This window comes from Rhizobium sp. KDH_Rht_773_N (genome assembly GCF_052946295.1).
On sequence record NZ_JBRFNB010000002.1, the window covers coordinates 250,098 to 274,866 of the forward strand.

Sequence of the window (24,769 nt, forward strand, 5' to 3'; positions counted from 1 at the left end):
GCCCCTCTCGCCGGCAGGACCCTGATCCTGCCGGACCAACCCGGAGAAACGAAAATGTCGCTGCCCCGCATACCCGCTGCATTCTTTGGCATTGTTCTCGGTGTTGCCGGGCTCGGCAACAGCTGGCGCGCCGCCGCTGCCGTCTGGCCCATCGCACCGGATGTGGGCGAGGTGATCAGCCTCGTCGGCTTTGCCATATGGCTCGTCCTTATCGTCCTCTATGCCGCAAAGTGGCTTGTCGCGCCGAAGGAGGCGACGGCGGAGCTGGAACATCCGATCCAATGCTGCTTCGTCGGCCTGATCGGCGTTGCGACCATGCTGGCGGGGCTTTCCATCCTTCCCTATTCGCGTATCGGAGCCGAAGCGCTCGCCCTGGCGGGTTTCGCCATCGCACTGTTCTTCCTGCTGTGGCGGACGGGGCTTCTGTGGCGTGGCGAACGTGATCCGGCCAGCAACACGCCGGTTCTTTACTTGCCGACTGTTGCCGGTTCTTTCGTGACGGCTATCGCAGCCGGCACGCTTGGCTATGCCGATTGGGGGCAGCTTGCCTTCGGGGCCGGTTTCTTCTCCTGGCTCGCGGTCGAATCCGTGCTTCTGCACCGGTTGCTGATGGCCCCTGAGCTTGCGGCGCCGCTGCGCCCGACGCTCGGCATCCAGATCGCCCCGCCTGCTGTCGGCAGCGTCGCTTATCTCAGTGTCACGACGGGAACACCCGATATGCTCGCGCATGCGATGTTCGGCTATGCCATCCTGCAGGTGCTGGTCATCGCCCGTCAGTTGCCATGGATCATGCAGCAGCCTTTCGCGGGTTCCTACTGGGCCTTCACCTTCGGACTGACGGCACTTTCGACTGCCGCCTTGCGGATGACGGCGCGCGGCGATACCGGAGCGATCGACCATCTGGCTCCCGTGATCTTCGTGCTCGTCAACATCGCGCTTGCGCTGGTTGCAATCGCTACGCTGTGGCTGCTGATCAGAGGCAAGCTTCTTCCTGCACCCGTCCGGGCCTAGGGACTGTACTCATAAACGGGATTCCCTTTGAGGGTCGTTCATGATTCAAACTCCGAAGGAGGAGTTTGCATGGCACGATTCGACCTCACTGATCGGGAATGGGCGCTGATTGCGCCGCTTCTTCCCAACAAGCCCCGTGGCGTGGCGCGGGCGGATGATCGGCGCGTTCTGAACGCGATCTTCTACATCTTGCGAACCGGCTCGCCGTGGCGCGATCTTCCGGAGCGCTACGGCCCTTACACGACGGCCTACAATCGCTACAATCGGTGGGCCAAGGCGGGCGTGTGGCTGCGGGTCTTCGAGGCGCTTGCAGCCGCTTCGCCCCAGTCGATGCAATTGATCGATTCCTCCATCGTCCGCGCCCACCAGCACGCCGCCGGTGGTAAAAAGGGGGTCCGGATCACGCCATCGGCCGGTCTCGTGGAGGACTGACCAGCAAGATTCATGTCGTGGTCGACGAACGGGGCTTGCCGGTTCGGCTCGCGCTGACGCAAGGGCAGGCTTCCGACAAGGCCGCCGCGCCCGGCCTGCTCGAAAGGCTTCCTTCAGCGTCTGTCGTAATCGCCGATCGTGGCTACGACTGGCAGCACCTAGTCGACCTGGTTCGAGAACGCGGCGGCGAGGCCCACATCCCAACCCAGCGCGACCGCAGGGTCCAGAGATCAGTCGACCCAAGCCTCTACCGACAGCGCAATCTCGTCGAACGCTTCTTCTGCAAACTCAAACACTTCAGGAGGGTTGCCACCCGCTACGACAAGCTCGCCACCAACTTCCTTGCTGCCGTCGCTCTCGCCTCGGCTAGGCTGTGGATGCGAATTTATGAGTCCACGACCTAGACGCCCGGGCCGACGGCCGCTTTCGCCAGTTCCTGCTGCAGGTCGACCACCGCCTTGATCGGCAGGTGGTCGGATGCCATGCGCGCGAGCGGGGTGTCGTGCACTTCCACGGCGGAGATGATGCCTTCGCGATTGGCAATGATGCGATCGAGCGCCAGGACCGGCAGGCCCGCAGGAAAGCTTGGAACGGCGGGCGGCAGCGGACCGAAGGCCATCTGGAACGTATTGAGGGACGAGCGGTCGCCGAGCCGCCATTCGTTGAGATCACCCAGCAGGATGGTCGGCATTTCGTGACGGTCGCTGATGAGATCGACCAGCGTCTTTGCCTGTTGCGCCCGCGAATGGCGCAGCAGGCCGAAATGGGCCGCGATAATGCGCAGCTTCCCGCCGGCTTCCAGCTCTATTTCCGCAACCAGCGCACCGCGCGGCTCCAGCCCCGGCAGCTTCACCTGATGCACATCATGCACCAGTCCCTTGCGCACGAGCACCACATTGCCGTGCCAGCCATGCGCCTTCACCGCCCCCGAGATCGGAACCGGAACGAGCCCGGTTTCGCGCTCCAGCCGGGCGAGATCGAGAATACCGGTGCGCTCGCCGAAGCGCGTATCGGCCTCCTGCAGCGCGATGACATCGGCATCGATCTCATGGATGACACGGCTGGTGCGTTCGGGATCAAAGCGCCGGTCGGTGCCGACACATTTATGGACATTGTAGGAGGCGATCAGCGTGCCGTCACTGCGCGGCTTCGGCCCCGCACGCCAGGCCTCGGCGCGTTTCTTCCTGTTCTTGATGGAAGCGATGATACTGGCGGGGAGACTGTCTTTCTTCTTGGCTTGCATCGGAAGGAACGCCGGCTCCGTAGCTCGAAAGCTCTTTTCCAGGATTATAGGCAGCGCAGCAAAACTTGCCATGCCGCAATTGTGAAAACTCAAAGATATGGCGAACCCAGCCACAACACCCTTTCGAGCAGCCGCACCAGAAAGGGCCGCGACCACAGGCCCTCGAGCGTGACCGGCGTGGCCGACTTGATGGCATCGTCGATGCGCTCGTCGATTTCGGCAGCAAAACCGGCATTCAGCACTTCGAGATCGACCTCGAAATTCAGCCGCAGCGAGCGCGGATCGAGATTCGAGGAGCCGACATAGGCCCAGGTTCCGTCGATAGAGAGAAGCTTGGAATGGCTGAAGCTGCCGGTCGAACGCCAGATGCGGCAGTAGTTCTTGACGATCTGGTCGAACTGCGCCGTCATCGCCCGGTCGACCAGAACGAGATTGTTGGCCGCAGGCACGACGATATCAACCTCCACGCCACGCCGGGCTGCCGTCGTCAGCGCGCTGATCAGTTCCCGATCCGGCAGAAAGTAAGGCGACATGATCCGGATCGACTGGCGCGCCACGGAAAAGGCACCCATCAGCATCTTGTGGTTGGTTTCCACGCTCCGGTCCGGCCCGGAAGCAACGATACGCATGAAGACCGGATCGCCGCGTTTGCGCTCCGGCCGGTCGATGCGCCAGGCCTCGCCGTTCAGAATCTCGCCCGTCGTGAAACGCCAGTCCTCGGCCGCAACGTCGAAGAGATCGGCAACGGCCGGGCCACTGATACTGAAATGCGTGTCATGGGCAAAATTCGCTCCGACCATTTCCTCGCTGAAGCCTTCGCGAATATTCATACCGCCCGTCAGCGCGGTCTTGCCATCCGCGATCAGGATCTTCCGGTGCGTGCGCAGATTTGCATAGGGCAGCCTCAGGCCCATGATGACGTTGCCGTTGAAGACGTCGACCGTTACCCCGCCCTCCTGCAGATAACCGAGAATGCTCGGCACCGAATAGCGCGCGCCGACCGCATCGATCAGCACGCGCACCTCCACGCCGCGCCTGACGGCCGCAATCAGTGCATCGGCGATGCGAAGCCCGACCCTGTCGCGGTCGAAAATATAGGTTTCGAGCAGGATGCTGCGTTCGGCGGTTTCGACTGCCGTCTTCATCGCCGCATAGGCCTCGTCGCCGTTTTCCAGCATGTCGATGGTGTTGCCGGTCGTCAGCGGGTAGCGCGTGACGCGATCGCCAAGCGTCTGCAGGGCCGCAAAACGCCGGCCGAACTGGCTGATGACGCTATCGGTCTCCGCGTCGAATTTCTCGAGCTCGTCCAGATCGGCGGCGGGCAGCAGGGCATCGCGGCGAAGGCTCAGCGATTTGCGGCGGATGCGGTTGATGCCGGCAATCATGTAGAGCAGCGCACCGACGATCGGCGACAGGATGATGACGCCCACCCAGCCGGTCGCCGCCCGGACCTCTTCCTTGGTCATGGTGGCGTGGATCGCCGCGGCTGCCCCCATGGCAATCGAGATGACGAAAAGGATATGCGGCCAGTAGATCGACAGCAGCTGAAACATCGCCACAGGATATAGCCGTGAATCGTCTGCGTTCAATCAGCCCGCGCTTCGCTTTCTACGCGAATCTTTCAGATGTCCGGTTTGCCGGCTCGATATCGATGGCGAAGACGACCGAATGCGGCGGCAGCGCACCATTTTCAGCCGGCCGTTCTTCCTTGCCGTAGCGCTCGTAGATTACGGTGCCTGCGAGCGACGGCAAGACCAGCGCCTGCCCGGACAGATTGGCGCGCAGCGCCAGCGTCAGGTTGGCAAACTTCCACCAGATGGCGACCGCGCCTTCGGGCACTTCCAGCGCGCCGCTTTCGATCGCCCAGCTTTGTAGCAAGAGCGGCACGATATAGGTCTTGCGCACATCCAGGAGCCTTTCGACGAAAGCCAGACCTTTCATGCCCTCTTCGCTCTCGCGCCATTGCCAGTCGAGTTTCGAACTTTCGAAGGTCGAAAAGGCATTCGGATCGGGCAGATCGGCCGCAGTCCGGCCGGCCTTCAACCCACCAAAACCCTCGGCTTCCGCCACGCGGCCCTCGCGGACCCTTCTGGCGAGCTCTCCCGTATAATCGGTGAAGAAAAAGAAAGGGCGCCTCTCCCGATATTCCTCTCCCATGAAGAGAAAGGGGATATGCGGGCAAAGCAGGAGTATCGCCGTCAGCGCATCCAGCATATCGGGATCGCAAAGGCTGACCAGCCGCTCGCCGAAGGCACGGTTGCCGATCTGGTCATGGTTCTGCAGGAAATCGATAAAGGCGGTCGGCGGCAGGTAGCGACGCGCGCCGGCAGGCAGTTGCGGCGGATCGGCGCGATCCGGATAGATGAAGCCATGCTGGAGCGCCAGACGAAGCTTATGCCAGAGCTGACCGGTAAAAGGTTTGTAATGGCCGCCGGTTTCGCCGGTTGCGATAATATGGACCGCATGGTGGAAATCATCGTTCCACTCGGCCTCGTAGGCTCGGGGAGCGCCGTTCTCGTCACGAGCCAGCAGTTCCACGAGATTACGCTGGTCTTCGACGACGAGATGGACCTGCCTGTCGGCGAAGGCGGCTTTCACGTCTTCGGCGATCGCCAGGAGCGCATGCTTTTCGGACGTATCATGGATCTGCTCAACGGCATCGAGCCTGAGCCCGTCCAGTCGGAACTCACCGATCCAGTAGAGCGCATTCTCGATGAAGAAACGCCGCACCGGCTCCCGCCCGAAATCGATCGCCGCGCCCCAGGGCGTCTCCCGATCCTTGCGGAAGAAACCCGGCGCGTAGCTGTGGAGATAATTGCCCTCGGGTCCGAAATGATTGTAGACGACGTCGAGCAGCACCATGACGCCGAGGCCATGCGCCGTATCGATGAAGGCCTTGAAATCGGCCGGGGTGCCGTAAGCCGAATGCGGGGCATAGTGGAGCACGCCATCGTAGCCCCAGCCGCGATTGCCGGCAAATTGCGCGACGGGCATTATTTCGACAGCCGTGATGCCGGTTTGCGCAAGATGTTCGAGCTTTTCCGCCGCAGAACGGAATGTCCCCTCGGGCGTAAAGGTGCCGATATGGATTTCACTGATGACGGCCTCCTCCCACGGGCGTCCGCGCCAGTTCGAATTCCGCCATTGGTAGCCGGGATCCACGATCAATGACGGGCCATGCACGTCGCCGGCCTGTGCCCGCGCGGCCGGATCCGGCACGGCCCTTCCGTCGGAGAGGACGAACATATAGTCGTCGCCGGCGAAGGCCTGCGCCACCGTGGCCTCGAACCAGCCGTCACCGGCATCCTGCATCGGGATATCGCGGCCGCGATGCCGCAGCGCGACCGCATTCTCGCCCTCCGCCCAGAGGCGAAAACACACGCCTCCTCCCGCAAGCAGCTCTGCGCCCCAGCGTCCCGCGCCTTGCGCCTTCGTGCCGGTCTTCGAAATCTGGTTCATCCCTCGTGCCCCGTGCGATTTCCAACCAGCATCAAATTCCTGAAGCCGCGGGTTGTTCCGAAGGATGAGCGGCAAGCCGCAGCAGGAGCGGTTGAGGAGGAAGACGGAGGAATGGCGGCCAGCGGCGTCGCGCCAAAGTTCGGCCGCATCTTCGCAGGCGAAAGCGCCGGCGCCCCCACCCTGCCTCGAATTGCGCAATATCAAGGCAACCAGGACTTGTTATTGCCTATAAATGCCGCAACGCAAAAATATTCCCGATGTACTTGGCAAATACGCTTGAAACCGGCTCCGGAGTCTGGAACTTTTCTACAAGTATCGCGTTCGGACGACGGCATGTTGTGACTGGAGATCAGCGATGGCAGAAACTCGGGAAGAGTGGATAAAAAAACGTGCATATGCCCTTTGGGAAGAAGAGGGGCATCCGACTGGGCGAGACTCCATCCATTGGGAAAAGGCAAGGGCCGAGCATGATGCGCTCAAGGGGGCCTCGAAGTCTGCGAACGGCAAGGAAGCGAAGCCGCGGGCGAAACGGACGGCAGCCGCCAAGGCCGATGCGCCGAAGCCGGCAGAGTCCGCCAACGGCGGTGAAGCCAAGGCGAAGGCAAAGCGGACAGCCACAGGCACCAAAGCCAGCGGCATCGTCAAACCGGCGCCGAAGCGCGCGGCGGCTCGCAAGTCTGCTTCCTGACGAGAAATGTTAAAAATTTAATGGAAAAGGGCGCTTGAACGGCGCCCCTTAACTCTTTGTGTCACAAGTTTGAATTAGTTGCGCGCTATGAAGTTCATGAAGCGGCAGCTTCTGTGCGGGGGTGAACACAAGCCGAATGAAACGTCCGTCGGGACAGCTTTGCAAAAGAGCTGCGTCCACCCCTCGAAACGGGGAACAAGAACATGCTCCGGCTGTTTATGGGCAAGCGGAGGACGTCGTCATGAACAGCCGGTTTGCCCATGTCATCAGCATCCCAGTTCCCGCGCCCTCCGGCCGGGCTTTCCCGGCGCCGGTGTGAGGGATGGAGATGTCGCTTCTTCTCATCGCCGCCCTGCTCTACATCGGCTTTGCGCTGGGGCTTATCCTCCTCGTCGATAATATAGTCGGCGTATTTTTCCGAGATCCGCGCAAACCAATCCAGCTTCGTTCCTTTGCTTTGAGCCGCACTTTTGTCGCTTCGCAGAAGCTGGACCAGGATTAACAAATATAAAAAGCCTCCACACGAGTAATCGGGTGTTTTGCCCGGTTAACGATATTTGCGGCTCGCCCTTTCCCTTGTGCCTCATGCCTCTATCTTGTGAGCATGGACCGGCAGACCTGACGCGAATGATGCCGCAGAGGAATGAAAGCGATACTTAATGGGAAGGGTTGGGGGCCGCTGGCCGGAGGGCGATAGCGAAATCGGAAACTTGCTGCGCCGGAACGGCCTCCATGCAGCCGGCATCGGACCGGTCGAGACATGGCCAAGTTCACTCCGGCACATCACGGAAATGGTCGTCAATTCACGCCAGCCGAAATTCGTGGCCTGGGGTCCCGAACTCGCCTTCATCTACAACGACGCCTATGTCGCGATTTTTCCGGAACGGCATCCCGCCGCCCTTGGAAGGCCGTTTCAGCAGGTCTGGTCGGATATCTGGCCGCAGTTCGAGCCGATCGTGAAGGCCACGCTCGACGGCCGGTCGCAGCTCTACAGGGAACTGCGCGTTCCCATGCGGCGCGAGGGACAGACGGAAGACACGTGGTTCACCTTTTCCTACACCCCGCTGCGGGATGACGACGGCAAGGTCGCCGGCATTCTCTGCGCGACGATGGAGGTGACGGATCAGGTGCTTGCCAAACGCCGGGAGCGTATGGCGCTGGATGAGGCACGGGAAAAATCCGCAACGCTCGCCGTCGTCAACAGAGCCGGTTCGGCGATTACCGCCGAACTCAACGTCGACCGCCTGACGCAGATTGCCGTCGATGCCGGCGTCACGTTGACGGGCGCCGAATTCGGCGCCTTCTTCTACAATGTCGATGACGGCGAAGGCGGCAGCTATATGCTTTACGCGCTGTCGGGCGTCGACCGGAAACATTTCGACAAGTTTCCAATGCCGCGCAACACCAAGGTTTTTGCGCCGACCTTCAGTGGCGAGGGCGTCGTGCGCTCCGACGATATCCTGCTTGATCCGCGCTACGGACAGAATGCGCCCTATTCCGGCATGCCGAACGGCCACCTTCCTGTGCGCAGCTATCTCGCCGTGCCCGTCAAGTCGCGCGACGGCAGTGTCATCGGCGGGTTGTTTTTCGGTCACAGCCAGCCCGCCCGCTTTTCCGAAGCGGCAGAGGCAAGTCTCGTCAGCTTGGCCGGCCAGTCCGCCGTGGCAATCGACAACGCCCGGCTCATTCGCGCCGCCGAGGTTGAAATTGCCCAGCGCCGCGAGGCCGAGGACCAGCTCCGCAAGCTGAACGAAACGCTCGAGATCCGTGTCGCCGCCGAAATCCTCGAACGCCAGCAGGCGGAAGCGGCACTACAGCAGGCGCAGAAGATGGAATCGATCGGCAAGCTGACCGGCGGCGTCGCGCATGATTTCAACAACCTGCTGCAGGTCATTTCGGGCAATCTCCAGCTTCTCGGCAAGGATGTGGCGCATAACGGCAGAGCCAAGGAGCGTATCTCCAACGCGCTCTCCGCCGTCGAGCGCGGATCGCGGCTCGCCAGTCAGCTCCTCGCCTTCGGCCGCCGCCAGCCTCTCGAGCCGAAGGTGGTCAATATCGGCCGCCTTGTCTCTGCCATGGACGACATGCTGCGCCGCGCGCTCGGGGAGGAAATCGAGGTGGAGACCATGGTTTCCGGCGGCCTGTGGAACAGTTTTGCCGACCCGATCCAGATTGAGAACGCGCTGCTCAATCTCGCGATCAACTCACGCGATGCAATGGACGGTTCAGGCAAACTGACGATCGAAGTGGGCAACGCCTTTCTGGACGATTCCTACAGCCGCACGCATCCGGAAGTCGCAGCCGGCCAATATGTCGTGCTCGCCGTCACCGATACAGGTTCCGGCATGTCTCCGGAAATCATCGAACAGGCTTTCGAACCGTTCTTCTCCACGAAGCCGGAGGGCAAGGGCACTGGCCTTGGCCTTTCCATGGTCTACGGTTTCGTCAAGCAGTCCGGCGGCCATGTCAAGATCTACAGCGAGCCTGGCGAAGGCACGACGGTGAAGCTTTATCTTCCGCGCTCCTTCCAGAGCGAGGACCGCATCGCCGCCGGCGACAATGTGCCGGCAACCGGCGGCACCGAGACGATCCTGGTCGCCGAGGACGATGAGGGTGTGCGCGCAACCGTCGTCGAGATGCTGACCGATCTCGGCTACCATGTGCTGAAGGCCAAGGACGCGCAGAGCGCGTTGACGGTGATCGAGAGCGGTGCCCAGATCGACCTGCTTTTTACCGACGTCGTCATGCCTGGCCCGCTGAAGAGCCCGGAACTTGCGCGCATGGCCCGCGCGCGCCTGCCCAATATCGCCGTGCTTTACACGTCAGGCTACACAGAAAACTCGATCGTCCACGGCGGCCGACTCGATCCCGGCCTGGAACTGCTCTCCAAGCCCTACACGCGGGAGGCCCTGGCGCGAAAGGTGCGCCATGTCCTCGCCAACCAGATCCAACGCCGCCAGGCCAACCCGGCGCCACGTCCGGGCGGCGGGCAGCCGCGCGACATTACGCACGCCAGGTTGAAGCTTCTGCTGGTCGAGGACGACGCCTTCATCCGCATGGATATGGCCGAAATCCTGCAGGACCTCGGTTACGACGTGATCGAAGCCGACAGTGGCGAACAGGGTATCGAACTCCTGCGCGGCAGCGATATGGCTATAGATATCATCGTTGCCGATGTCGGCCTGCCGGGCATGTCCGGTCCGGCCTTCGTTGCGCTGGCGCGCGAAGCGTTGCCTTCGGTCGGCATCATCTTTGCGACCGGCAACAGCAACCTGCCGGACGCAAACCGCTTTTCCGGCTCCGTGCTGCTGCCGAAGCCGTTTACCACTGCGGCACTCGACCGCGCGGTCAAGGCCGCCGCCCGCCAGCGCCCGGTTGATTAGGTCCCGATTGGCTCGGGACGCGGCAAGAAGGACATGCACGCATCCTCCGGAAAGGACGGGCGCATCGGCGGTCGGGCCTCCGCATCCCGCTCGAAAGAAGAACGCTCCGCCTCTGCCAGGAAGGCTGTGGCCACCCGCAAGCGCAACGAACACCACGCCCATCACTGAGGGCACCATCACATGCCCATAAGGAGGAGGCACTAGCCTGAATTCTTCGTCAACTGCGCCGGAGTGCAGTTGACGAAACGGCCGCGGCATACACTTGTTGCAAAAGGATTTCGGGCGCGAAACCGACGATGGCAAAGAACAACGAGGGCAAATGAGTTACGAGCTTTATTATTGGGACGGCATCCAGGGCCGTGGCGAATTTGTGCGGCTGGCGCTCGAAGAAGCGGGCGCCGCCTATATCGACATCACCCGCCAATCCGGCCCCGGACGTGGCATCGGCGCGATGATGGCCATCATGCAGAGCCACAGCGAGGCGCATATTCCCTTCGCCCCGCCCTTCCTCAAGGACGGCGATCTCATCGTTTCGCATGTCGCCAACATTCTTTTCTACCTTGGCCCCAAACTCGGCCTTGCGCCTGACGACGAGGGGCTGCGCCATGTCGTGAACGGATTGCAGCTCACGATCACCGACTTTGTCGCTGAGGTGCACGACACGCATCACCCTATCGCAACTTCACTCTATTACGAGGACCAGAAGGAAGAGGCGAAGGCGCGTTCGGCCTGTTTCATCAACGACCGTATCCCGAAATTTCTGGGTTACTTCGAACGTGTACTGCAACAAAATCCCAATGGCCCCAAACATATCGCCGGTGATGCCGTCACATATGCGGATCTTTCGCTTTTCCAGGTCGTCGAGGGCCTCCTCTATGCCTTCCCGAAGGCGATGAGCAACTACCCCAGCAGGTACCCGCTGCTCGCCGCCTTGCATGACAGCGTCGCGCAACGTCCGAACATAGCCCGCTACCTGAAATCGGAGCGCCGCCTGCCATTCAGCACCGAAGGCATTTTCCGCCACTATCCGGAACTCGACATGGAAGCGTCCTGAACGCCGTTTTCGTCTCGATTTCGCCGCCGCCGACTGCCCCCTTCTCACTCGGGGGCGGCGTAATGCGTCAGGAAATCCAGCATACGGTTTTCATCTGCCCGGAGCCCGCGCAAAGGCTCGGCATCGTTCTCCTCCAGCGTCTCGTCAGAGCCCGCCAGTGCGACAATCGACGGGTGGATATAGCTCGAGCGGGAAATTGCCGGGGTATTGTGCAGCGCCTCTGCCGCAGCCTCTGACATTTCCTTCACGGTCGGTCGCCGCCCCTCGGATATGGCTGCGCGCGCAGCGCCGAAAGCAGCCAGCGAACCGGCCCAGGTCCGGAAGGTCTTGGCCGAAATCGCAATGCCCGAGATATCGGCGAGATAGGCGTTCAGCCGGCCGGAATCGATCGGTTTCAGCGCACCTGTCTCGTCCTTCCAGACGAAGAGCTGCCTGCCCGGCAGGTCGGCGATCTCCTCCAATATCTTCTGCAGGCGCGGATGTTTGAGGCTGCGCTGCACACGCTTGCCGCCCTTGGCGCGGAACTTCAGTTCGATGCGGCCGTCGACGATCTTCAGATGGCGTTTGAGCAGCGTCGTGGCGCCATAGGTGCCGTTCTCCCTGACATAAGCCTGGTTGCCGACACGCAGATGCGCTTCATCGAGCAGGGTCGTGAGCGCGGCGAGCACGCCATCGATATCCTCAGCACCGGTATCGAGATGGCGCAGGACCGTTCGCCGGATCTTTGGCAGCGCCCGGCCGAATTCGATCAGCTGATGAAATTTGCCGGCGCTGCGGAAAGATTGCCAGTCTTTGTGGTAGCGGTACTGTTTACGGCCACGAGCATCGAAACCCGTCGCCTGCAGATGGCCGTTCTCATAGATGCAGATCCAGACGTTCTCGTAGGCCGGCGGCAGGCCCAGCGCGTGAATGCGCGCCCGCTGGAGTTCGTCGGTCAGCGTTGCGCCATCCGGCAGCTGATAGCTGAAACCTTTGCCCTTCCTGCGCCTGCGGATACCCGGTTCGGTATCGCTGACATAGACCAGGCCGAGCTCGCTGATGATTTCGGCATTCATTGCTGGCTACGGACCCGTCACTTGCTGCGCCGGCCGAAATGAAACCATCGGCGGCGTTCGGCTTTGTCTGCATCTTTTGGCGGCCGCGTCTGGCCTTCCGGCGCGAAGGCAGCAATGCTCTGGGCATAGACCATTACAGGGCTGTCCTGCTTATGGACCATGAAACCGTCCTCCTCGGCGCCGGTATCGAGCACGCGCGCCCATTGGCTCAGGCCATTGACCTCGGGCAAATGCACTTCGCAATCGCCGCCGGCGTTGAAGACCAGATAGAGATCGTCCATCTCCTCGGCATCGGGGGAATGGGCGCTCTTCGAGAGATAGACGCCGAGCACCTGCAGACCGTCATCATTCCAGGCGCCGTCATCCATGAAATTGGCGTCCGGCTTGTACCAGGCAACTTCGATGCGGCCGTCCTCGGTACTGTCGCCTGTCAGAAATCGCTCCTGTCTCAGCACCGGATGCGCCCTGCGGAAGGCGACGACCTTGCGGCAGAATTCAAGGAAGGGATCATCGAGGCCGTCCCATTTCGTCCAGCCGATCTCATTGTCCTGACAGTAGGCGTTGTTATTGCCGCCCTGGCTGTTGCCGACCTCGTCGCCGGCAAGGATCATCGGAACGCCCTGGGAAAGCATCAGGGTCGCCATCATGTTGCGGCGCCGGCGCGCCCGCAGCCTGTTGATATCGTCATTATCGGTCGCGCCTTCGGCGCCCATATTGTCCGAATGATTGTCGGAATGACCGTCCCTGTTGTCCTCGCCGTTTGCCTCATTGTGCTTATCGTTGAAGGAAACCGTGTCCATCAGCGTGAAGCCGTCATGGGCCGACAGCAGATTGACCGATGACGTCGCGCCGCGATCGGAGTGGTTGAACTGCACCGCCGAGCCGGTGATGCGCTGCGCGATTTCCGACACCATGCCGCCGTCCCCCTTCCAGAAGCGGCGCACGTCGTCACGGAACTTGTCGTTCCACTCGCGGAAAGGATGCGGAAAACCGCCGACCTGATAGCCGCCGGCCCCGACGTCCCATGGCTCGGCGATCAGCTTGACGCCGGCAAGGATCGGATCCTGGCGGATTGCGCCGAAGAACAGGCCCTGACGGTCGAATTCCAGGTCCTGGCGGCCGAGCGTGCTGGCGAGATCGAAGCGGAAGCCGTCGATATGCATGACGCCCACCCAATAGCGCAGGCTATCCAGCACCATGCGCATGACCATCGGATGCGCCACGTTCAGCGTGTTGCCGGTGCCGGTCGTATCGAACGTATGGCGCGGATCGTCAGGCGAGAGAATGTAGTAGCTCGCATTGTCGAGCCCGCGAAAGGACATTGTCGGCCCTTTCTCGCTGCCTTCGGCCGTGTGGTTATACACGACGTCCATGATGACTTCGATGCCGGCGGCATGGAACTTCTTCACCATGGTCTTGATCTCGGTGATCCTGTCACCCGACAGATAGCGCGACTGCGGGGCGAAGAAGCCGAGCGTCTGGTAGCCCCAGTAATTCGTCAGCTTCTTCTCTTCGAGATAGCGGTCGTTGGGGAAGAACTGGATCGGCAGCAGTTCGATCGCGGAAATGCCAAGCTTGACGAGATGGTCGATGATCGGATCGCTGCACATGCCGAGGAAGGTGCCGCGCAGCCGATCGGGCACTTTGGGATGCAGCATCGTCAGCCCGCGGACGTGCGCCTCGTAGATGATCGTATCCGGCCACGGCCGCCGTATCGCCTCTTCACCGGCCCAGTCAAAATCCGGGTCCTGCACGACTCCCTTGACCATGTAAGGCGCGCTGTCGCGCTCGTCGAAGGAAAGCTCGTCCTCGCCGATCGCGTAACCGTAGAGCGCATCGTGCCATCTGAGATCGCCGAGGACCTGCTTGGCATAGGGATCGAGCAGCAGCTTGTTGGCATTGAAGCGATGGCCGTTCTTCGGATCGTAAGGGCCGTGGGCGCGATAGCCATAGACCGTGCCCGGACCGAGGCCGGCGATATAGCCGGACCAGATGTCACCTTCGCGCTTCGGCAGCGGCAGCCGGGCGACTTCCTTCTTGCCGTCGGAGGAAAAGAGGCAGAGTTCGATCTGCTCGGCATGGGCGGAGAAAACCGCGAAATGCGTGCCTGTGCCGGTATATTCCGCCCCCAGCTCCGGTTTCAGGAAGTCGAGTTCGGAAAAGGAAAAGCTCATGACGCCCCCGCTTGATGAATGGCCAAGCGGGAAACGTCATCGCGGTGCGAAAGTTCCGCAGATTACGAGCTTTGCAGTCGGGTCACGGCATCAGCTGGCCGCCGTTGACCTCGATGATCTGGCCGGTGATGTAGCCGGAGAGCGTCGGAGAGGCGAGGAACAGATAGGCGCCGACACAGTCTTCCGACGTGCCGACGAAACCCATCGGGATGGACTTGCGCTGCATTTCCATCTGCTCGTCATTCGTATAGCGCTCATGGAACGGCGTCGCGATGACACCCGGCGCAACCGCATTGACGCGGATCTTGTCGGCGACGAATTCCTTGGCGTGGCCGTGCGTGATCGTCGAGACGAAACCCTTCGAGGCCGCATAGAGAATTGCGCCGTTGCCGCCGCCGTTGCGCGCGGCAATCGAGGTCGTGTTGATGATGAAGCCGCCCTGCTTCTTCAGCCAGGGATGGGCGGCGCGTGTTGCCGCAAGCACCGAACGGGCATTGAGGTTCATGACCTTCTCATAATGCTCGTCGGTATATTCCGACGTCGGCTTGCGGCCGAGCATGCCGCCAGCATTGTTGATCAGGCCGTCGAGATGACCGAAGGTCTTGGCCGTCTCTTCGACGACGCGTTCCGTCTCCCCTTCCCGCGACACGTCTCCCTGCACGAGATGGACCGCACCGCCAGCGGCCTTGATCTCTTCGGCAAGCTTTTCGGCCGGCTCGCGGCTGGCATTGTAGTGCACGCCGACCTTGGCGCCTTGGGCGGCGAAGGCGCGAGCGACGGCCGCACCGATGCCTGTCGAGGCGCCGGTAATCAAGACGGCCTTGCCGGCGAGGTCTGGAATTTTGATGGATGCAAGCGATTGAGCAAGATCTGCCATGGCGACGATAGCCTCCCGAAAAACCAAGGACATAGGTGATGAAACGATATGTGCCAGTCTTAGCAGGCAAGATCGCAGAAGGGCAATGCACGAAAGAGCGAGATGGGCACACCTTCGGCAGCGGCCCGCCGTTCCCGTATCGACGATTTGCCGACGCATGAGCACGGTCTGAGGACGCTGGAGGATCGCAGGACGACGCCTATTTCGCCGACCGGCGGGCAACCCTTCCGGACGGGAGCTCGGCAGCCGTCTTTTCACCCGCGAGCCCTATGGCATCGCGATACGGCGCGACGATTCCGTCTTCCGGCTTCTCGTCTACCGCACGCTGACGGCCTTCTATGCCTCGGACGATTTCCCAAAGCTGCTCAAGACATATTTCGGTCTGCGCAGAGAAATCCTGTGCAGTCGGTTCTCGAATGAGCCGTGCTCAAACCCGTTCGAGCGCCACCGCGATGCCCTGGCCGACGCCGATGCACATGGTCGAGAGTGAATAGCGGCCGCCGGTTTCGCCAAGCTCCAGTGCCGCCGTGCCGGCGATACGGGCACCCGACATGCCGAGCGGATGGCCGAGCGCGATCGCACCGCCATTGCGGTTCACCCGCTGATCGTCATCGGCAATGCCAAGCTCGCGCAGCACTGCAAGACCCTGGCTGGCAAAGGCTTCGTTGAGTTCGATCACGTCGAACTGTTCTTGCTTCAGGCCAAGGCGCGCCATCAGCTTGCGCGAAGCCGGTATGGGACCGATGCCCATGACGCGCGGCGGGACGGCGGCCGCCGCACCCCCGAGAATACGGGCAATCGGCGTCAGCCCATATTTCCTGGCAGCCGCTTCCGAGGCGATGATGAGGGCGGCAGCACCATCGTTAACGCCCGAAGCATTGCCGGCCGTCACCGTGCCGCCCTGACGGAACGGCGTCGGCAGCCTGGCGAGCGCTTCCATGCTGGTTGCGCGCGGGTGTTCATCCTTCTCGACGACAACGGCGTCGCCCTTGCGCTGGGGGATAGTCACCGGAGTGATCTCTTTCGCCAGCCTGCCGCTTGCCTGGGAGGCCGCAGCCTTTGCCTGCGAGCGCACGGCAAAGGCGTCCTGATCCTCCCGGCTCACCTTATAGTCCTCGGCAACGTTTTCGCCGGTTTCCGGCATGGAATCGACGCCGTATTGCTTCTTCATCAGAGGATTGACGAAACGCCAGCCGATCGTCGTATCGTGGATCTCGGCAGCCCGCGAAAAAGCCGCATCGGCCTTCGGCATGACGAAGGGCGCGCGCGACATGCTTTCGACGCCGCCCGCAATCATCAGTTCGGCTTCGCCGGCGCGAATGGCGCGCGCCGCGGTGATGACGGCATCCATGCCCGATCCACAGAGTCGGTTGATCGTCGTGCCCGGCACGGAGAGCGGCAGTCCGGCAAGAAGCAGCGACATGCGCGCGACGTTTCTGTTGTCCTCGCCCGCCTGATTGGCGCAGCCGAAGATGACGTCATCGACCGCGTCCCAGTCGACGGAGGCGTTTTTCGCCATCAGCGCCTTCAGCGGCACGGCGCCGAGATCGTCGGCACGCACGGAGGAAAGCGCGCCGCCGTAGCGGCCGATCGGCGTGCGGATATAATCGCAGATAAAGGCTTCGGTCATGGGCTTGTCCTCAAAGTTCGGGAACGACGAGATCGCCAACCGGCCCCTCGATATGGAGCGGTGCGCCGGTCATCGCCTGCAGTTCCTCGACCGACATTGCGGCAAGCTTCTCGCGCAGCACGAAATGCCCGTCCTTGATGTCGATGACCGCATGGCTGGTATAGATGCGGGTGATGCAGCCGACACCCGTCAGCGGAAAGCTACATCGGTCGACCAGCTTCGGCTCGCCGTTCTTGGTGACATGTTCGGTGATGACGCAGACCTGCTTTGCGCCGTGAACCAGGTCCATCGCGCCGCCCACGGCCGGCACGCCCTTTGCGCCGACGCGCCAATTGGCGAGATCGCCGTTCTGCGCAACCTGATAGGCGCCAAGGATCGCAACGTCGAGATGGCCGCCGCGCACCATGGCGAAGCTGTCGGCATGATGAAAGAAGGCCGCACCCGGCTTCAGCGTCACCGCCTTCTTGCCGGCATTGATGAGGTCCCAGTCCTCCTCGCCCGCCGCCGGCGCTTCGCCGAAATTGAGGATGCCGTTTTCGGTGTGGAAAATCGCCTGCCGGCCGGGCGGCTGATAACGGGCGACCATTTCCGGAAAGCCGATGCCGAGATTGACATAGGCGCCGTCGGCTATGTCCTGCGCGGCGCGCCAGGCAATCTGGGCGTTGGAAAGCTTGATATCCTCTCTGGTATCGACGGTCATACGTAAGCCACCCCGGCTCGAATGAGCTCTTCTTCCTGTTGCGGATTGGCGATCTCGACGACGCGGTCGACAAAGATGCCGGGCGTGACGACATGCTCAGGATCGATGCCGCCGGCCGGCACGATGGTCGAGACCTGCGCGATTGTCTTTGCCGCCGCCATGCACATCAGCGGGTTAAAGTTGCGACCGGCCTTGTTGTAAGTGAGGTTGCCGTAGGTATCGCCGGCATGTGCCTTGACGATCGCAAAATCGGCTTTCAGCCAGCGTTCCTGCACATAGTGGCGACCATCGAACTCGGCGATGACCTTACCCTCGGCAAGCTCGGTTCCATAACCCGTCGGCGTATAGAAGGCCGGGATACCGGCGCCCCCGGCGCGGATGCGTTCGGCAAGCGTACCCTGCGGCACGAGTTCCAGTTCGATCTCGCCGGCGAGATATCTATCGGTAAAAGCACGCGGATCGGATGAGCGCGGGAAGGAGCAGATCATCTTTCTCACCATGCCGGCATCGATCATCGCTGCAATGCCGATACGGCCATTGCCCGCATTGTTGTTGATGACAGTCAGGTTTTTCGAGCCTTTGTCGATGAGCGCGTGAATGAGCTCGATCGGCGCACCCGAGCCACCGAAGCCACCGATCATCACGGTAGCGCCGTCGCCGATTTCGGAGACGGCATCTGCCGCGCTCCCGATTGTCTTGTCCATGCTGGATCTCTCCTTGCCGGATGAGGCTTCCTCGCGCCTTCCGATGTGTAAGGAATAAGGCGAGAGCCAGTCGAACGGCAAGGGTTTTGTGCGATATACGATATTTGTTCATATAGCGCACAACAACAATGGTGTCGCGCGACCCGTGCCGCGTCTGGCAAAGGTCGAAGACGAAATCCGGCTGCTCAGCCGCCTTGCGCGGTATAAAAAAGGAATCGCAACACAGGGTGGCATTCGCGTATGATCCCATTTAGCGAACGCTAAAGGAAAACCGATGGGTGCGGGGCGCAGATGTCGACGGTAATTGCCATTGTCGGCGGCGTCGGGTTGTTCCTGCTCGGCATGACCGTCATGACCGACGGATTGAAGGCTCTGGCCGGCTCGGCGCTGCGCTCGGTCCTCGGCAAAGCGGCGGCCACGCCTCTCACAGGCGCCTTCTGGGGTGCCCTAATTACGCTGCTCGTGCAGTCATCGAGCGCTGTGACGATGACGACGATCGGCCTCGTCAATGCCGGGCTGCTGACCTTCCCGCAGGGGCTTGGCCTCGTGTTCGGCGCCAATGTCGGCACGACGGGCACGGGCTGGCTGGTGGCGTTGCTCGGCGTGCGCGTCTCGCTGTCCGCCTACGCCCTACCCCTGATCTTTGCCGGCGCGCTGGCCAAGCTGCTTGGCGGTGGGCGAAGCGCGGCAGCGGGCAGCGCACTTGCAGGCTTCGCGTTGGTGCTCTACGGGCTCACGACCCTTCAGCAGGGCATGGGAGGCCTCGCTGAAAGCCTGCATCCATCCGATTTGCCCGCAGTGCTCGGCGTGCCGGGAGTTGGCTGGATCTCAGGCTTGGTCGGCCTCCTGACCCTGATCGCCGTCGGCCTGGCGATGACCGCGGTCATGCAGTCATCGACGGCTGCCATCGCCGTCACGATTGCGGCTTTCTATGCCGGGGCGATCAGCCTTGAGCAGGGTGCGGCCCTGATCATCGGCCAGAATATCGGAACAGCGACGAGTTCCGCGTTGGCGGCCATCGGCGCCAGTTCGACGGCCAAGCGCCTCGCTCTTGCCTATGTGCTGTTCAAGGTCATAGCCGCACTCATTGCAATCGTCGCTTTTCCGTTTACCGCAGCGACGATGAGAGCGTTTGCCGCGTCAGTCGACGGGACGACGCTCCTGGCCGCTTACCACACAGCTTATAATGTTGTCGGAGTCGCGGTGCTCCTTCCGGCGACACAATGGTTCACCCACATCGTAGAGCGCATTCTGCCCTCCAGCGAGACACCGCTCGAACGTGCGCTTGATCCAAGCGCGCTCGTCAATCCGGTGATCGCGGTCGAAACAACCCGGCGCGTCGTGGCGGAGATTCTCAAGACGTCGGCGGCTTCAGTCGCCGCTGCCCTCTCGGCCGAGGGTGGTCGTACGATGCAGGACAGCGCGGCAGCAGTTGCAGCACTCGCGCAGGCACAGAATTTTCTCTCCGAACTGAAAGAGCCGTCCGAGACGGAAGAGGAGCGGCTGCGCATGACGAGCACGTTGCACGCGCTTGAACATGCCTCAAGGCTCGTGGAGATCCTTGGGGAAGGCGACATTCCCGAACGGATGGCCGGAGTACCCGATGACTTTCGCGCCGCTGAGCTTTGCATTCAGGCGATGCGAGCGACGCAGATGGTTGGTGAATCGATTACCGGAGAATCTGCGCTTACGGCGCGGGCGGAGCCGATTGGCTGGACCGTTTCAGCTGAGGTCGATGCCTCGTTCGCAAACATTGAACGCGCGGCGAAGGACCTCGACGCCATGCAGCGCGATCACCGCGCCGAGACCCTCGCCGCCGTCGCACCCGGAAAATTGACTGCCACCGAAGCGTTTGCCCGCGTCGACGCCGTCCGGCGGCTCGACCGGATCGCGCATCATGCCTGGCGCTCGGCGACGCATCTCCTGGGCCGACATGAACACACGGGAGCGGCGATCGACCCGCGCGCGTGACAATCGAGACCAGTGGGCCGACCGGACACACCGCAATGAGAGGGGAAGACGATGGTTCAGTTGACGATAGCGACAGGTGCGGGCGCAACAGCGTGGCACGCGATGCCGGTTGCGGATATCGAACAGCGGCTCAATGTCGATCCCGAGTAGAGCCTCGCTGCCGCGGAAGCGGAAGGGCGGCTTGGCACCTATAGACAGAATCGGCTGCGGCAGGGCAAGAAGAAAGGCCCCTGGTGGGGTTCTTCGCCCATTTCACCAATGCTCTCATTTATGTCCTGCACCTGGCCGGTTTCATCAAATTGATGCTCAGCCTGTGGCTCGACGCCTCGATCGCAAAGCGCGTTATTCGATCCATCCCCTCATTGAGAACGCCCACACCATATCAGCAGGGAGAGGCACCGATAAGCATCAAGTAAGCTACTCCGCAAGCGCCGAGCTCAATTTAGATCGAGCCCGTCACGCCTTCGGACTTAACGTCCTCTGGCTTCCCGCGATGTGGGCAGTGTGGTGCTTTCCCAATGCCACTCGACATTTCCGGGCACAAAGCCGAGCTTGGGGTTCCTGCGACCAATAATTCGACGGCTTCCGGTGTTGGGCGCCAAATGGTCGATATCCGTCAGAAAGGCGTCAAAACTGTCGCGCCAGCGCGGATCGATGTGGTGGTCGGACGCGAGCATGCGTCGATACTGTTCCCGCAGGAACTTGTGCTTGTGGGTTTTTGGCATGGCGCTCAGATGGAATGCTGGGGTGTGGGAGCAATAGTGAGCGGGCCGTATAATTTGAGTTTACGTCCGTTGTAAAGTGCCTCTTTCCGGCAATGCGGATTAGCCGTCACTTTCATCCTGCTCGTCGCTTCTGGCGGGACCGGGCCGCGAAGCGACGTAGGCCGCGCAAGCCAGGATCGATGCACCGACGACGATCGAGAGCGGAGGAGACGGCTTCGCCGTGATGAGGAAAATCGCGTATCCCGCCGACATCCCCATCAGCGCCAACGTCTTGGATCTAACTGAAATCGCGCCATTTTCGCGCCAGTCGCGCAGCAGGCCACCAAATCGACCGTTCATCAGATAGGCCTCCAGGCGCGGAGACGAGCGGCTGAAGAACCACGCCGCCAGGATCAGGAAGATCGTTGTCGGCATGAGCGGAAGAATGGCGCCGACAATTCCAAGACCGGTCATCAGCAGGCCAAGGCAAATATAGACCGCCCGCTGAAGCCAACTGCGCGGCGGGTTTGGCATGGAACTCAATTGGCACACTCCTTTCGCGTCGTCAGCCTTATGATGACCTGCGACGCAGCAATTTGAAATCTCCCGCCGCCTCGCATCCAGGGGTCTCGATGACATATTTCACTGCACACCAATGGAGGACTGAATATTTCACGTCGACGGGCACCTGACGGACGCGTAAGTTCGTCGCACCACGTCTTCATCTTGCCAGCACATTCCAAAGATTCGAGCGGAACACCCAGAATGACGACCCACCATTTCGTCGCAACTGCCTTTTACAACGTCATCGGAACCATGCCCCCGGCCTTGAAGATCGCGAGCGGCGACACCGTCGTCACGCGGACGCTCGACGCCGGCGGCTACGACGAGAATGACGTCCAGAGGGCAAGCGGTCCCAATCCGATGAACGGACCGGTCTTCGTCGACGGTGCCGAGCCCGGAGATGTCCTCAAGGTCGAAATCCTCGACATGAAACCGACAAGGGACACCGGCTTCACGCGCAGCGTGTTGGCGGCAAATGTCGTCGACCCAGAGGCGGCCCGCGACCTTCCGCGATCCGAGAAGACGCTGTGGGATATCGACCGGCAGGCGATGACTGCGAGGCTGAAGGAACCGGTTGCCGGTCTCGAGCGCCTGGTACTGCCGCTATCCCCGATGATCGGATGTTTCGGGGTAGCGCCGAGCCTCGGCCAGGCGATCTCGACGGCGACAAGCGGTGCGTATGGCGGGAATATGGACTATCGCGTGCTCGGGCCGGGTGCGACGATCTGGTTTCCCGTCTTCGCCCCCGGCGCATTGTTCTTTCTCGGCGACTGCCATGCGGTCCAGGGTGACGGCGAAATAGTCGGTACCGGTATCGAGACGACGTTCGAGGTCACTGTCCGGCTGACGGTCGAAAAGGGAAGGCCCATATCCTGGCCAAGGGCCGAAACGGCTGACGACATCATCACCATCGGCAATGCGCGGCCGCTGGATCAGGCTCTGCAACATGCAACGACCGAAATGCTGAACCTGCTTGTCGCCGACTACGGCCTGACGAAGGAGGCGGCGAGCCATCTGCTTGGCCAGTTGATCCGCTACGACATAGGCAACGTCTTCGACCCAGCCTATACGGTCGCCTGCCGGGTCGGGAAGACATGGCTTCCCGCGCGCTGACCGACCGCCACCCGTAACGCCAGCGGTTGAAGCCTCGCCCGATCATCGCTAAGGCCAACGATCGGCAGGCCCGGCGGCCGGCTACCAGGAGGGAACCAGACAGACCCATGCGGGACAATGATTTCGTCAGCGGCTTTGCCCGCGGCCTCAAGGTGATCGAAGCCTTCGGCGAGATGCATCGCCGGCTATCTATTACCGATGCCGCGAAACTCACGGGCCTCGACCGTGCCACGGTGCGTCGCTCTCTTCTGACGCTCGCCGAGCTCGGTTATGCCGATTACGACGGCAAGTTCTTCACGCTGACGCCAAAAATCCTGCGGCTCGGGCACGCCTATCTGGAGGCGACCCCGCTACCGGTGCTCATCCAGCCGCACCTCGACGCACTCTCCGAAAAGGCCGGCCAGAGCGCCTCGGCTTCAGTGCTTGACGGCGCGGATATCGTCTATATCGCCCGCGCCTCGCAACGCCGCGTCATGTCCATCAATCTCACCCCCGGCAGCCGCCTTCCCGCCTATTGCGCGTCGATGGGCCGCGTCCTGCTTGCGGCCCTGGCGGAGACCGAAGCCCGGGCCATACTTTCCCGGAGCGAGCTGAAGGCCAACACACCGCACACCAAGACCGACCCCGGGGAATTGATGGCCGAGTTGCGGAAGGTCCGAGAGCAGGGTTACGCCCTGATCGATCAGGAACTGGAGCTCGGCCTCTGCTCCATCGCCGTGCCGGTCGAAAACGACCGCGGCCGGACGGTCGCCGCTATCAATATCGGCGCACCGGCCGCCCATGTCCCGGCAGCCGATATGGTGGCGCGCTACCTGCCGCTGCTGAGGGAAACCCAGGCAGCGCTGCGCGGCGTTCTGCGCCAGAGTCCTCTCTGACACTCTTCAGAAATGCCGAACCATCCAGCCGGCGGAAATCAGCACGCCATTCCAGATGAGACAGCCGATGAAGGTGGCGACCGCAAAGCGAACGGCGCCGATCGAGACGACGACAGATGCAAGCCCCGAATAAACCCGCGCGGCCGGTACGAGCTGCACCAGCGCCATGCGCGTCATGCTTGCCGCGTACCAGCTCGAAGTTTTTTGCGCTGCCGGGAAACGACGCAACCACGCCGACAACGGCCGCAGCCCCGGATGGGTCCCGGACAGGCATGCCAGATAATACCAGAAAAGTGAGCCGGCCAACGAACCCATGGCGGAGATGACGACGAGCGGCACGACCGCGGAAAGGTCCGAACCTGCCGTCAGCCCGAAAACAGATAGAGGCCGACCGAGGGGACGATCGGCACCAATTTTTCCAGCATCGCAACGAGCATCACGCCGCAGAGGCCCGTTGCGAGGAGACAGGTCGCGATGTTCGGCAAAGCCATATCCGTCATGCCGGCCGGCGCGAAATGCGAAAGACGCTGGCCGGCGGGATATTCAGGCGCACCCGGCCGAGCCTTTCGGCCTGCAGTCCGAACTCATCGAGCACGTCCGACGGTACCGAGCAGGCATGGCCGTAGGTGAACTGGTAGAAGGCGCCGCCGCGTTCAAGCAGGCTGAATCCGCCGCCGACGATGGCGCGAACGATTTCCGCGGGCATATTGCGGAAAGGCAGTCCGCTGACGATCGCCGCGTGCGGTCCAAGCTCCTCCTTGCAGGCGGCGAGTTCGCACGCATCACGCCGGAGGATGGTCACGTCGGGAAAACGCTGCTGCAGCGGGGCAATGAAGCGGCTTTCGAGTTCCACCAATGTCAGGTCTCGCGCCGGCAGGCCGCGCTTGAGAAGTGCCGCGGTGAAGACCCCCGTGCCGGGGCCAAGCTCCAGCACCTTGCCTGCCGAAGGTTCTATCTCGCTGGTCATCAGCCGCGCCAGCCGCCCTCCCGAGGGCACGATCGCGCCGATTTTCCTGGGCTCGGCGAGAAGCGCACTAAAGAAGGCGGCCAGCGGCGGCTGTTGCATGCGGGTCTCCAGCATCGATCATCCGATTCCGGTATTCCCCCTTCAAATGATGCGAGCATGACGTGC

24 protein-coding genes and 1 pseudogene are annotated in these 24,769 nt (G+C 61.9%); 11 read left to right on the forward strand and 14 right to left on the reverse strand.

Going from position 1 to position 24,769, the window contains the following annotated elements; genetic code table 11:
- Nucleotides 1-54 precede the first annotated feature (54 nt).
- Together tehA and ACU8HS_RS23125 are read left to right on the forward strand one after the other, a co-directional pair.
- Nucleotides 55-1,011 carry a dicarboxylate transporter/tellurite-resistance protein TehA gene (gene tehA / locus ACU8HS_RS23120; protein ID WP_113413778.1) on the forward strand — a complete coding sequence of 319 codons (957 nt, stop codon included), beginning with the start codon at nucleotides 55-57 and terminating at the stop codon, nucleotides 1,009-1,011.
- 69 nt (nucleotides 1,012-1,080) lie between these two features.
- Nucleotides 1,081-1,847 (forward strand): IS5 family transposase gene (locus ACU8HS_RS23125; protein WP_447016271.1). Its coding sequence is split into 2 segments (ribosomal slippage): nucleotides 1,081-1,405 and nucleotides 1,405-1,847, totalling 768 coding nucleotides; the frame shifts between segments, so codons are not numbered across the junction.
- On the opposite strand, the gene ACU8HS_RS23130 is transcribed toward ACU8HS_RS23125, so the two are convergent.
- The 3 genes from ACU8HS_RS23130 to treZ all read right to left on the reverse strand — a co-directional run bounded on the left by ACU8HS_RS23130 (nucleotide 1,844) and on the right by treZ (nucleotide 6,145).
- Nucleotides 1,844-2,686, reverse strand: a complete 843-nt coding sequence (locus tag ACU8HS_RS23130) for an endonuclease/exonuclease/phosphatase family protein (RefSeq protein WP_112755244.1) — start codon at nucleotides 2,684-2,686, stop codon at nucleotides 1,844-1,846. The two genes, ACU8HS_RS23125 and ACU8HS_RS23130, sit on opposite strands and share 4 nt — an antisense overlap.
- An 89-nt stretch (nucleotides 2,687-2,775) precedes the next feature.
- A complete protein-coding gene (locus ACU8HS_RS23135) occupies nucleotides 2,776-4,239 on the reverse strand; it encodes a phospholipase D-like domain-containing protein (protein ID WP_112570440.1) in 1,464 nt (487 codons plus the stop codon).
- Nucleotides 4,240-4,294: 55 nt separating this feature from the next.
- Nucleotides 4,295-6,145 carry a malto-oligosyltrehalose trehalohydrolase gene (treZ, locus tag ACU8HS_RS23140; protein ID WP_447016272.1) on the reverse strand — a complete coding sequence of 617 codons (1,851 nt, stop codon included), beginning with the start codon at nucleotides 6,143-6,145 and terminating at the stop codon, nucleotides 4,295-4,297.
- A gap of 111 nt (nucleotides 6,146-6,256) precedes the next feature.
- Here treZ and ACU8HS_RS23145 point away from each other — a divergent pair, with 111 nt between their 5' ends.
- The 6 genes and pseudogenes from ACU8HS_RS23145 (at nucleotide 6,257) to ACU8HS_RS23170 (ending at nucleotide 11,270) form a co-directional block, all read left to right on the forward strand.
- Nucleotides 6,257-6,487 (forward strand): hypothetical protein, encoded by a 231-nt coding sequence (locus ACU8HS_RS23145; RefSeq protein WP_447016273.1) that lies wholly within the window; start codon nucleotides 6,257-6,259, stop codon nucleotides 6,485-6,487.
- A gap of 13 nt (nucleotides 6,488-6,500) precedes the next feature.
- Nucleotides 6,501-6,833 carry a DUF2934 domain-containing protein gene (locus ACU8HS_RS23150; RefSeq protein ID WP_112703412.1) on the forward strand — a complete coding sequence of 111 codons (333 nt, stop codon included), beginning with the start codon at nucleotides 6,501-6,503 and terminating at the stop codon, nucleotides 6,831-6,833.
- A 322-nt stretch (nucleotides 6,834-7,155) separates the two neighbouring features.
- Nucleotides 7,156-7,335 carry a hypothetical protein gene (locus ACU8HS_RS23155; protein WP_377312629.1) on the forward strand — a complete coding sequence of 60 codons (180 nt, stop codon included), beginning with the start codon at nucleotides 7,156-7,158 and terminating at the stop codon, nucleotides 7,333-7,335.
- Between the two features lie 157 nt (nucleotides 7,336-7,492).
- On the forward strand, nucleotides 7,493-10,216 hold the full coding sequence (locus tag ACU8HS_RS23160) for a response regulator (RefSeq protein WP_447016274.1): 2,724 nt from the start codon (nucleotides 7,493-7,495) through the stop codon (nucleotides 10,214-10,216).
- Nucleotides 10,217-10,225: 9 nt separating this feature from the next.
- Nucleotides 10,226-10,384, forward strand: a pseudogene (locus ACU8HS_RS23165) (plasmid stabilization protein); the annotation flags it as partial.
- 151 nt (nucleotides 10,385-10,535) lie between these two features.
- Entirely contained in the window at nucleotides 10,536-11,270 is a 735-nt protein-coding gene (locus ACU8HS_RS23170) for a glutathione S-transferase (RefSeq protein ID WP_447016275.1), read from the forward strand.
- 44 nt (nucleotides 11,271-11,314) lie between these two features.
- Here ACU8HS_RS23170 and ACU8HS_RS23175 read toward each other — a convergent pair whose 3' ends face one another.
- The 6 genes from ACU8HS_RS23175 to ACU8HS_RS23200 form a co-directional block, all read right to left on the reverse strand.
- Nucleotides 11,315-12,325, reverse strand: a complete 1,011-nt coding sequence (locus tag ACU8HS_RS23175) for a DNA topoisomerase IB (RefSeq protein ID WP_447016276.1) — start codon at nucleotides 12,323-12,325, stop codon at nucleotides 11,315-11,317.
- A gap of 17 nt (nucleotides 12,326-12,342) precedes the next feature.
- Nucleotides 12,343-14,499 (reverse strand): glycogen debranching protein GlgX, encoded by a 2,157-nt coding sequence (gene glgX, locus ACU8HS_RS23180; RefSeq protein ID WP_447016277.1) that lies wholly within the window; start codon nucleotides 14,497-14,499, stop codon nucleotides 12,343-12,345.
- Between the two features lie 82 nt (nucleotides 14,500-14,581).
- Nucleotides 14,582-15,376: an SDR family NAD(P)-dependent oxidoreductase gene (locus tag ACU8HS_RS23185; protein WP_377312635.1), complete on the reverse strand. Its 795-nt coding sequence runs from the start codon at nucleotides 15,374-15,376 to the stop codon at nucleotides 14,582-14,584.
- A 427-nt stretch (nucleotides 15,377-15,803) separates the two neighbouring features.
- The gene (pcaF, locus tag ACU8HS_RS23190) at nucleotides 15,804-17,006 is read right to left on the reverse strand and encodes a 3-oxoadipyl-CoA thiolase (RefSeq protein WP_112755232.1); all 1,203 of its coding nucleotides are present in this window, start codon (nucleotides 17,004-17,006) and stop codon (nucleotides 15,804-15,806) included.
- 10 nt (nucleotides 17,007-17,016) lie between these two features.
- The gene (locus ACU8HS_RS23195) at nucleotides 17,017-17,706 is read right to left on the reverse strand and encodes a CoA transferase subunit B (RefSeq protein ID WP_112703406.1); all 690 of its coding nucleotides are present in this window, start codon (nucleotides 17,704-17,706) and stop codon (nucleotides 17,017-17,019) included.
- Nucleotides 17,703-18,410, reverse strand: a complete 708-nt coding sequence (locus tag ACU8HS_RS23200) for a 3-oxoacid CoA-transferase subunit A (RefSeq protein ID WP_112703405.1) — start codon at nucleotides 18,408-18,410, stop codon at nucleotides 17,703-17,705. The genes ACU8HS_RS23195 and ACU8HS_RS23200 overlap by 4 nt, the downstream gene beginning before the upstream one ends.
- Nucleotides 18,411-18,701: 291 nt before the next feature.
- Here ACU8HS_RS23200 and ACU8HS_RS23205 point away from each other — a divergent pair, with 291 nt between their 5' ends.
- Nucleotides 18,702-20,381, forward strand: a complete 1,680-nt coding sequence (locus ACU8HS_RS23205) for a Na/Pi cotransporter family protein (protein ID WP_447016278.1) — start codon at nucleotides 18,702-18,704, stop codon at nucleotides 20,379-20,381.
- A gap of 470 nt (nucleotides 20,382-20,851) precedes the next feature.
- On the opposite strand, the gene ACU8HS_RS23210 is transcribed toward ACU8HS_RS23205, so the two are convergent.
- Nucleotides 20,852-21,058, reverse strand: coding sequence for a hypothetical protein (locus tag ACU8HS_RS23210; RefSeq protein WP_112754026.1), 207 nt, complete (start codon nucleotides 21,056-21,058; stop codon nucleotides 20,852-20,854).
- A 147-nt stretch (nucleotides 21,059-21,205) separates the two neighbouring features.
- Nucleotides 21,206-21,724 (reverse strand): YbaN family protein, encoded by a 519-nt coding sequence (locus ACU8HS_RS23215; protein WP_447016279.1) that lies wholly within the window; start codon nucleotides 21,722-21,724, stop codon nucleotides 21,206-21,208.
- A gap of 126 nt (nucleotides 21,725-21,850) precedes the next feature.
- On the opposite strand from ACU8HS_RS23215, the gene ACU8HS_RS23220 reads away from it, so the two are divergent.
- Entirely contained in the window at nucleotides 21,851-22,762 is a 912-nt protein-coding gene (locus ACU8HS_RS23220; protein WP_447016280.1) for an acetamidase/formamidase family protein, read from the forward strand.
- A gap of 107 nt (nucleotides 22,763-22,869) precedes the next feature.
- Nucleotides 22,870-23,637 carry an IclR family transcriptional regulator gene (locus ACU8HS_RS23225; RefSeq protein ID WP_112570467.1) on the forward strand — a complete coding sequence of 256 codons (768 nt, stop codon included), beginning with the start codon at nucleotides 22,870-22,872 and terminating at the stop codon, nucleotides 23,635-23,637.
- A gap of 6 nt (nucleotides 23,638-23,643) precedes the next feature.
- Here ACU8HS_RS23225 and ACU8HS_RS23230 read toward each other — a convergent pair whose 3' ends face one another.
- The 3 genes from ACU8HS_RS23230 to ACU8HS_RS23240 are packed head-to-tail and all read right to left on the reverse strand — an operon-like array spanning nucleotide 23,644 to nucleotide 24,703.
- Nucleotides 23,644-23,976, reverse strand: coding sequence for a hypothetical protein (locus ACU8HS_RS23230; RefSeq protein ID WP_447016281.1), 333 nt, complete (start codon nucleotides 23,974-23,976; stop codon nucleotides 23,644-23,646).
- A 26-nt stretch (nucleotides 23,977-24,002) separates the two neighbouring features.
- A complete protein-coding gene (locus tag ACU8HS_RS23235) occupies nucleotides 24,003-24,128 on the reverse strand; it encodes a hypothetical protein (protein ID WP_447016282.1) in 126 nt (41 codons plus the stop codon).
- A 5-nt stretch (nucleotides 24,129-24,133) separates the two neighbouring features.
- Nucleotides 24,134-24,703: an rRNA adenine N-6-methyltransferase family protein gene (locus ACU8HS_RS23240; protein ID WP_112754131.1), complete on the reverse strand. Its 570-nt coding sequence runs from the start codon at nucleotides 24,701-24,703 to the stop codon at nucleotides 24,134-24,136.
- Nucleotides 24,704-24,769 lie beyond the last annotated feature (66 nt).

Coding starts and splice junctions, on each gene's coding strand:
- tehA (WP_113413778.1), top strand. CDS start 55: ATGTCGCTGCCCCGCATACCCGCTGCATTCTTTGGCATTGTTCTCGGT.
- ACU8HS_RS23130 (WP_112755244.1), bottom strand. CDS start 2,686: ATGCAAGCCAAGAAGAAAGACAGTCTCCCCGCCAGTATCATCGCTTCC.
- ACU8HS_RS23135 (WP_112570440.1), bottom strand. CDS start 4,239: ATGTTTCAGCTGCTGTCGATCTACTGGCCGCATATCCTTTTCGTCATC.
- treZ (WP_447016272.1), bottom strand. CDS start 6,145: ATGAACCAGATTTCGAAGACCGGCACGAAGGCGCAAGGCGCGGGACGC.
- ACU8HS_RS23145 (WP_447016273.1), top strand. CDS start 6,257: ATGGCGGCCAGCGGCGTCGCGCCAAAGTTCGGCCGCATCTTCGCAGGC.
- ACU8HS_RS23150 (WP_112703412.1), top strand. CDS start 6,501: ATGGCAGAAACTCGGGAAGAGTGGATAAAAAAACGTGCATATGCCCTT.
- ACU8HS_RS23155 (WP_377312629.1), top strand. CDS start 7,156: ATGGAGATGTCGCTTCTTCTCATCGCCGCCCTGCTCTACATCGGCTTT.
- ACU8HS_RS23160 (WP_447016274.1), top strand. CDS start 7,493: ATGGGAAGGGTTGGGGGCCGCTGGCCGGAGGGCGATAGCGAAATCGGA.
- ACU8HS_RS23170 (WP_447016275.1), top strand. CDS start 10,536: ATGAGTTACGAGCTTTATTATTGGGACGGCATCCAGGGCCGTGGCGAA.
- ACU8HS_RS23175 (WP_447016276.1), bottom strand. CDS start 12,325: ATGAATGCCGAAATCATCAGCGAGCTCGGCCTGGTCTATGTCAGCGAT.
- glgX (WP_447016277.1), bottom strand. CDS start 14,499: ATGAGCTTTTCCTTTTCCGAACTCGACTTCCTGAAACCGGAGCTGGGG.
- ACU8HS_RS23185 (WP_377312635.1), bottom strand. CDS start 15,376: ATGGCAGATCTTGCTCAATCGCTTGCATCCATCAAAATTCCAGACCTC.
- pcaF (WP_112755232.1), bottom strand. CDS start 17,006: ATGACCGAAGCCTTTATCTGCGATTATATCCGCACGCCGATCGGCCGC.
- ACU8HS_RS23195 (WP_112703406.1), bottom strand. CDS start 17,706: ATGACCGTCGATACCAGAGAGGATATCAAGCTTTCCAACGCCCAGATT.
- ACU8HS_RS23200 (WP_112703405.1), bottom strand. CDS start 18,410: ATGGACAAGACAATCGGGAGCGCGGCAGATGCCGTCTCCGAAATCGGC.
- ACU8HS_RS23205 (WP_447016278.1), top strand. CDS start 18,702: ATGTCGACGGTAATTGCCATTGTCGGCGGCGTCGGGTTGTTCCTGCTC.
- ACU8HS_RS23210 (WP_112754026.1), bottom strand. CDS start 21,058: ATGCTCGCGTCCGACCACCACATCGATCCGCGCTGGCGCGACAGTTTT.
- ACU8HS_RS23215 (WP_447016279.1), bottom strand. CDS start 21,724: ATGTCATCGAGACCCCTGGATGCGAGGCGGCGGGAGATTTCAAATTGC.
- ACU8HS_RS23220 (WP_447016280.1), top strand. CDS start 21,851: ATGACGACCCACCATTTCGTCGCAACTGCCTTTTACAACGTCATCGGA.
- ACU8HS_RS23225 (WP_112570467.1), top strand. CDS start 22,870: ATGCGGGACAATGATTTCGTCAGCGGCTTTGCCCGCGGCCTCAAGGTG.
- ACU8HS_RS23235 (WP_447016282.1), bottom strand. CDS start 24,128: ATGGCTTTGCCGAACATCGCGACCTGTCTCCTCGCAACGGGCCTCTGC.
- ACU8HS_RS23240 (WP_112754131.1), bottom strand. CDS start 24,703: ATGCAACAGCCGCCGCTGGCCGCCTTCTTTAGTGCGCTTCTCGCCGAG.